The 6,870-nt window shown below is 42.7% G+C and carries 6 protein-coding genes; 5 read left to right on the top strand and 1 reads right to left on the bottom strand.

Going from position 1 to position 6,870, the window contains the following annotated elements; all coding sequences use genetic code 11:
- Positions 1 to 136: 136 nt before the first annotated feature.
- Both mrdA and rodA read left to right on the top strand, forming a co-directional pair.
- Positions 137 to 2,062, top strand: a complete 1,926-nt coding sequence (gene mrdA, locus WKF69_RS17865) for a penicillin-binding protein 2 (RefSeq protein ID WP_340383635.1) — start codon at positions 137 to 139, stop codon at positions 2,060 to 2,062.
- Entirely contained in the window at positions 2,059 to 3,318 is a 1,260-nt protein-coding gene (gene rodA / locus WKF69_RS17860; RefSeq protein WP_340383633.1) for a rod shape-determining protein RodA, read from the top strand. The genes mrdA and rodA overlap by 4 nt, the downstream gene beginning before the upstream one ends.
- On the opposite strand, the gene WKF69_RS17855 is transcribed toward rodA, so the two are convergent.
- Entirely contained in the window at positions 3,311 to 4,237 is a 927-nt protein-coding gene (locus WKF69_RS17855) for a hypothetical protein (protein WP_340383631.1), read from the bottom strand. The two genes, rodA and WKF69_RS17855, sit on opposite strands and share 8 nt — an antisense overlap.
- A gap of 314 nt (positions 4,238 to 4,551) precedes the next feature.
- Here WKF69_RS17855 and WKF69_RS17850 point away from each other — a divergent pair, with 314 nt between their 5' ends.
- From WKF69_RS17850 to WKF69_RS17840, 3 genes are all read left to right on the top strand, one after another.
- Positions 4,552 to 5,136, top strand: coding sequence for a thymidine kinase (locus tag WKF69_RS17850; RefSeq protein ID WP_340383629.1), 585 nt, complete (start codon positions 4,552 to 4,554; stop codon positions 5,134 to 5,136).
- A gap of 159 nt (positions 5,137 to 5,295) precedes the next feature.
- Entirely contained in the window at positions 5,296 to 5,772 is a 477-nt protein-coding gene (locus WKF69_RS17845) for a hypothetical protein (RefSeq protein WP_340383627.1), read from the top strand.
- Between the two features lie 228 nt (positions 5,773 to 6,000).
- On the top strand, positions 6,001 to 6,414 hold the full coding sequence (locus WKF69_RS17840) for a hypothetical protein (protein WP_340383625.1): 414 nt from the start codon (positions 6,001 to 6,003) through the stop codon (positions 6,412 to 6,414).
- Positions 6,415 to 6,870: the final 456 nt, after the last annotated feature.

Below are 6,870 nucleotides of genomic sequence, written 5' to 3'. Positions count from 1 at the left end.
CACAGAAAACAAAAATCCATCTGCTGCGTATAATAACCAATTTGAATAATTCTTTATTACTTTTACGGTCTGATTCAAGCAAAAAATACAGGCTCTTTTTACCCGCTGTAATAACCCAAAATATAATAACATATTAATGAATAGTTTTTTTGCCAGGAAGTACGTTGTGCAGGGAATATTTATTGCTATTGCGATCATTCTGCTCATTCGATTATTTTATATCCAGGTGATCAGCGATGAGTATATGCTTTCGGCTGAGAATAATGTGATCCGGAGATTGCCTGTATATCCCGCACGTGGTGTGATACTCGACCGCAAAGAACGGATACTGGTTCAGAATGAACCGGTGTATGACCTAATGGTCATCCCCCGCGAGGTAAAGCCTTTTGACACCGTTGAATTCTGCAAACTTATTGGAATAGACAAAGTAAGATTTGACCGCCAGTTTAAAAAAGCACGATCTTATTCGCCCTATAAAGCTTCAATTTTAGAAAAACAGCTTTCTGTTCAGATCTACGCATCCTTTCAGGAACGGCTATCTGATTTTCCCGGCTTTTTCGTTCAAGCCAGAACGGTGCGTCGTTACCCGGATAGTATTGGCGCACATTTCCTTGGATATATTGGCGAGGTTAATCAAAACGCAATAGATAAATCAAGCGGCTTCTATAATCTGGGTGATTACCTCGGCATTACGGGGGTAGAAAAATCCTATGAAGACCTGTTACGTGGTCAGCGTGGTGTACAGAATCTAATGGTTGATGCCCTTAACAGGCCAAAGGGCCATTATGCGGACGGAAAATACGATACGGTTGCGGTCTCTGGGGAACACATGATTTCGTCTCTCGATAAGGAACTGCAAAGGCTTGGCGAGAAGCTCATGATTAATAAGATCGGTAGCATTGTTGCCATCGAGCCTGCAACCGGTGAGATCCTGTCTTTTGTCAGTAGTCCGGGATACGACCCCAACCTCATGGTGGGCCGCCAGCGGGGCAACAATTACATGGCCTTGCTTAACGATACCTACAAACCAATGTTTGTTCGTCCTATACAGGCTGAATATCCGCCGGGCTCTATCTTTAAAGTTGTCAACGCCCTTGTTGCTCAGCAGTTCGGCCTGATCAATGATAAGACCTTTTTCTTTTGTCCGGGTGGTTACAGATATGGCCGTCGCGGATGGATGGGCTGCACCCACGTTCACGGATCGATTGACCTTAGAGGATCCATCAGAGAGTCTTGCAATACCTACTATGGCTACACGTACTCCAAAATGATCGACCACGCAGGTATGAGGCCTGTCAATGCATACAAAAGGTGGCGTAATGCTGTCGCTGCATTCGGCATTGGAAGCCCGCTGGAAATCGACCTTCCCGGGGAGCGCAAAGGGCTATTACCCACAGACGAATTATATACTAAACGTTTTAGGAGCGATAAATGGGGTTCATCTTATACCATCTCTTTGTCGATTGGACAGGGGGAATTAGGGATCACACCTCTACAGATGGCAAATGTGATGGCGATAGTTGCCAACCGGGGCTTCTTCTACAAACCCCATCTCATTAAGGGCATTGGCGACAAGAAAGTAGTAAAAGAAGAATTTACAGTAAAAAATACCGCCGGTATTGATTCAAAATACTTTGAGGTAGTTATTCAGGGGATGAGCGATGTGGTGAATCAGGGCTGGGGAACAGCGTATTATTCTAAAATAGAAAATATTGAAATGTGCGGCAAAACAGGTACAGTTCAGAATCCGCACGGGGAAGACCATTCGGTTTTTGTCGCTTTCGCTCCGAGGAACAATCCTAAGATCGCCATAGCGGTTGTGGTAGAGAATGCAGGCTTCGGAGCAACCTGGTCTGCCCCTATTGCGAGTTTGATGGTGGAAAAATATCTTACTGATTCTATATCACGGCCTGGTTCCTATATGGAGAGGCTGCTGGAAGCAAACCTCCTTCCGCGAGTAGCGGCAAAACCAAAGGTTATTAAAAAAGGTACACCTGATACTGTGAAAACAAAAAATCAATCTAAAAAACCGCTTGCCGTTACACCAACAACAACAAGATGAATAACCAGCGGAGCGTATTCTTTAATGTTGACTGGTTTATAATACTAACCTACCTTGCTTTATGCATCATTGGCTGGTTCAACATCCATGCAGCAGTTTACGATGCTGAGAATCCCAGTATTATAGACCTGGATACAAACTACGGCAAACAATTAATATTCATTATCTCTGCTGTGATCATAGGCTTTGTAATACTTTTATTAGAAGGCAAGTTTTTCACCGCTTTTTCTCCCGTCTTTTATGGGGTAACATTAGTGCTTTTAGTGCTGGTTTTAGTTATAGGAAGAAATGTCGGAGGCAATCAGGCCTGGATCCCTATAGGCAGCTTCCGGCTACAGCCTTCTGAGTTTGCAAAATTTGCTACATGTTTGCTGCTAGCTCGATATCTGAGCTCAGGGACCGTTAAAGTTCAGGATTTTAGAACACAAGTGGTAGCTGCATTTATAATATTGATCCCAACCGCCCTGATCCTTTTACAGCCTGACGCGGGCTCAGCACTTACGTTTAGCTCTTTAATATTAGTCCTATACCGGGAAGGTCTTTCAGGCTATTTCCTGGTAATTGAAGGCTTATCAATTTTACTTTTTATCCTGACCGTTCTTTATAACAAATACTTTGTAATCATTGGGGTGGTGGCGTTCGCGGGGTTGATGATCTACTTGTTTCGGAAAAACCGGAATATGATAACAGTGATTGGTGTTGGACTTGTATTCTCAATCGTGTTTATATTTTCAGTCGACTTCGCCTATAATAGCATACTGAAGCCGCATCAAAAAAACCGTATAGATGTTATCCTTGGGAAGGTGAACGATCCAAGAGGCATCGGATATAACCTGAACCAATCAAAAATAGCTATCGGATCAGGAGGGTTATGGGGCAAGGGCTATTTGCAGGGGACTCAGACGAAGTACAACTTCGTTCCAGAGCAAAGCACCGATTTTATCTTTTGCACTGTTGGTGAGGAATGGGGATTTGCCGGATGTTTCGTTGTTATCGGACTTTATCTTTTCCTTCTTTTACGGGTAGTCATCATCGCGGAACGACAGCGTTCGCCATTCTCAAGGATATACGGATACGGTGTAGCGTCAATCCTTTTCTTCCACTTCTTTATCAATATAGGGATGACGATTGGGTTGATCCCGGTAATCGGGATACCGCTCCCATTTTTAAGTTATGGAGGGTCCTCACTATGGAGCTTTACGATATTGCTATTTATCCTGCTTAAGCTGGATTCAAACAGAATGGGGATTATTTAGAGAACCGGCGATTAAGCACCTCGTAAAATTTATCAGCAACATCCTGTTTAGACCCCCAATTATTTTTAGAGGCATAATTCTGTTTAAGGAAATTATCCGCCGCTTCAAAGTTGTCGAACCTGTTTAAAAGATCCAGAGCTTCACTATACGCCAGGCTATATCCGTTAAAAAGATCCCGCACAAATAGAAGCTTGTCATTGAGGCTTATCATACCTTTTAAATCCTTGTTCTGTCTGAAATTAAACTGGCTTGCAACAGTTTCCTGAGTGATATTTTTGGACAGAAGGTCGTTGACCGTTGGAATCGGGTTTTCCTCTCCTGAAGCCTCTATCGGAACAGCTATCGTCCGCTCAGAGATAACTACCTCTTTAACATGGACATCTTCCTCAGGCTCTTCTTGTACTTCAATTAGCACTTCCTCAAATTCATCGTGCGTTTCTTCCTCAAAATCGATATACTCTTCATCTTCTACCGTCTTAAGCCTAGTATTTTCGTCTATGATTCTCTTTTCTTCCTCGGTTAAGAGGTTATCAAAAAGCGCATCAGTTCCCTTGTCTTCAAATTCGACTGGCATGACGGGCTCCTCTTCCAGCTCGAATTTCCAAACCGACGCAGCCTCCACTTCATCCGCATCCGGCACCTGCTCTTCCACTTTTGCTTCTACAGGTTCGGGCTCTTCAGATTCTACCTGTTCCTTAGCCGGTGGGGGATCTGCTTTAGCAGGCTCTTTAGTTTTCGCTGTACTGTCGTTCAGCTTAACCAGAATTGAAAGATGATCCGAAAGGAAATTTGCATTTGCTGAAAAAAGCTCAAGTTCTAATTCGTTATGGTTATCGGGACTTTGAGAGAGATAGTCATACTGCTCATTTAACTCCGTAAGTATACCTCCAACTTTTTTTAAGATTTCCTTCTTATTCATTGCTATTAAAATATGCCTGCGGCGGTAGGCAGACTGATCATGTCAATAATTTGCCCGCCAAGGCATTATATCGATATTTCAAAGATAATACAATAACGCATTATTTCTAATGGAAGCTGGAGTAGCCTGCCGGTAGGCAGGCAGGTTCATTACCCTTAAAAAACAAATTTAATTCAAATGAAACCATCATGAGCATGCCGCACACAAACCATTACCTACATGCTCATGATAGATTCATTGCCATTAAAAAACAATCTATAATCAAATGAAAATTCAGATATTAGGCACCATAAACAAAACGATAAAAGCATACAATGTTATTCAGTGAGCACAATTTTAAACGGAGAAAAGAACTTGGCGGAAGTATAGAAGTTATATGCGGATCCATGTTTTCGGGAAAGACAGAAGAGTTGATCAGGAGGCTGAGGAGAGCTCAGATTGCCAGGCTGAATGTAGAGATTTTTAAGCCCAAGACAGACACCCGCTACGATGAAACATCGGTGGTATCTCACGACCTTAATTCCATTCACTCTACTCCTGTTGAAAGTGCGAACTCTATCCTTCTGCTTGGAGCGAACATTGAGGTTGTGGGAATTGATGAAGCACAATTTTTTGATGAGGAACTTCCGGATGTTTGTAATAAGCTTGCAAACCGGGGTATCCGGGTGGTTATAGCGGGGCTGGATATGGATTTTCAGGGGAAACCATTTGGTCCGGTGCCTGCTTTAATGTCAATCGCCGAACTTGTAACCAAAGTACACGCCGTATGCGTTCAATGTGGTGGACCTGCTACCTATTCATACAGAACCGCTGCAAGCGAAGCAAAGATACTTCTCGGTGAAAAGGAAAGTTACGAACCAAGGTGCAGGATGTGTTATAATTCGACTGCTAGTAGTTAGTTGGTTGGTTAGTTGTTAGTTGTTAGATCTAAACGCTGCAAACAGACGATAGAGATTATTTGGATTACCGGGTCGCGGTACGTTTGCCTATCCGATCAGTCTAACAACTAACCAACGAACAACCTGCCTGCCGGCAGGCAGGCCAACAACAATATCAATATGAAAAATTTGAACCAGATCTTAAAGGCGGGATTACTCGTGGGAACACTTGATATCCTTGCTGCATGCCTGCAATTTTTTATAAACACCAGTAAAGAGCCCTCAGTGGTTTTTAAATTTATAGCAAGCGGAGTATTTGGAACTAAAGCGTTCAGCGGCGGTGTGCCCATGATCATTGCAGGGCTTATTTTTCATTATGTCATTGCACTGGCCTTTACATTTCTATTCTTCACTCTCTATCCAAAAATGCGTTTGTTCATCAAGAACAACATCCTGATTGGCATCCTGTACGGCGCTTTTGTTTGGCTTGTAATGAAATTTATAGTAGTACCCTTATCGGCCACACCACCTCAGCCGTTTACATATAAAGGGGAAGCTATTGCTATGGGAATTCTAATTGTATGCATCGGTATTCCACTTTCGATAATTGCAGCCAGATCAGGCCGGAAGTTTATCAAAGCGCTGGAGGATGATTAAACATATTCACAGACAAAGCACTCAGTTCAGCACAATAAACAAATTGTAAAGGCACCACTGGATCAAATTAAAAACTGAAAATGTTTTTTAAGACGATACCGCGTTTAGGCGTTACACTTTCCCTGACTGGCGGGGCAGGGGCAATGTCATTAACTTAAGGAAAATCAGGTACCCATAGCTTAAAGAAACTGCAAAAGCAGTTTCTTTAAGCTTCGAAACAATACCCCTATGAGAGAAGCAAACTTAGAAATAATTAAGAAGCTAAAGACCTTTTTAGTTCAGGTGAAAGAAGATCCTTCTTTACGTCATCATTTCACGTCGCCGGAAGCTTTTACAAAAAACAGGAAACTGCCCCTGGAACGGATGGTGTATTTGATTATCAGCTTATTAAAGCGAAGCCTTAGTGTTGAATTGGAAGATTTCTTTCAAAGCTATTATCCTGGTCAGGCCTGTGCCAGTAAGGCTGCTTTAAGTAAACAAAGGCAGAAGCTTGATTACAGTTTTTTCACGTTGTGGAACAGTGTGCTGGTGAAAAGCTTTTATGAATGTTATCAGCAGGAAGTAAAACGCTGGAAAGGATTTCGCCTGATGGCTATCGATGGTTCTACTGCCTACCTGATCAACGTGCCATTTAGCCCTTAAGTTAATGACATTGGGGGCAGGGGGTGGAACTTTTGTTCAAAAACCCTAATAAAATCCTCTATCTGATAGTATACCCCATTGATCGCTGTTAAAACATCATCGTCATCAAATCTCACTCTTTGCACATGAAATCAGCGATATAATTTAGTACCGGTCTTTGCCGGCGAAATTGATCGCCACACATTCGGCGTCCACTAAGCACATATTTCCACAGGCAAGCTTCCGCTTTAGTCATATCAGCCCTGTTTTCGTGAGCAAAATGCCGAAGCCTTTTATTATACCACAGATTATTGTTGTTGGGATTCTCCATAACGGCTGGCAGGAGAACAAATTTATCGGGATACTATCGATTATAAAGGTGTAACCAGTAAGCGGGCGGATTGAAAGATTTCACGGAAATGCACCCCCTGCCCCCGCCAGCCTTTAGATTAGCAAAGAATAGAAACGGAGTTATTG

This window comes from Daejeonella sp. (assembly GCF_037719425.1).
Classification (GTDB): Bacteria; Bacteroidota; Bacteroidia; order Sphingobacteriales; family Sphingobacteriaceae; genus Daejeonella.
This window is presented reverse-complemented; position numbering and strand designations above follow the sequence as displayed.